This is a genomic window from Vibrio sp. 1978, assembly GCF_033344345.1.
The window spans coordinates 1-503 of sequence record NZ_JAWPOP010001108.1 but is presented as its reverse complement, the minus strand read 5'-3'; the positions used below and the strand labels follow the sequence as shown (position 1 = coordinate 503).

The 503-nt window shown below is 45.9% G+C and carries 1 protein-coding gene; it reads right to left on the bottom strand.

What is annotated here, in order from left to right; translation table 11 throughout:
- The coding region (locus R8N49_RS30905) for an ABC transporter transmembrane domain-containing protein (RefSeq protein WP_318190923.1) at positions 1 to 503 on the bottom strand (503 nt) is incomplete at both ends.

The window sequence follows — 503 nt, the reverse complement described above, 5'->3', positions numbered from 1 at the left end:
CATTTGACGATAAACCGTGTTGAGAAATCCTTTCATGCCTTGTTCGGCATATTGGGTTTCTCGTTGGCTATGTGAAAACAGCTTCACGGTTTGGATGTTGGTGTAGCTGTCGACAATACGGCCTGTCATGGTTGAGCGCGCATCGGCTTGCTCAGAGGCCACATCTTTCAGTTTCGGTACAAAGTAAATCTGAATCGCGATGTAAACCAAAAGCCAGACAATCATTGGAATCATTAAACGCCAATCTGCAGCTGCTAACATCACGACCATACTGGTGAAGTAAACCGTCACGTAGACAAACACGTCCATGCTCTTCATGACCGTTTCACGTACTGCGAGAGAGGTTTGCATCACTTTGGTTGCAACGCGCCCTGCAAAATCATCTTGATAGAAGTTCAGACTCTGATTGAGCAGATAACGGTGAGCAAGCCAGCGAATGGACATTGGGTAGTTACCCAACAAGGTTTGATGCACCAGCAAAGAGTAGATAACAACCAAAAGTG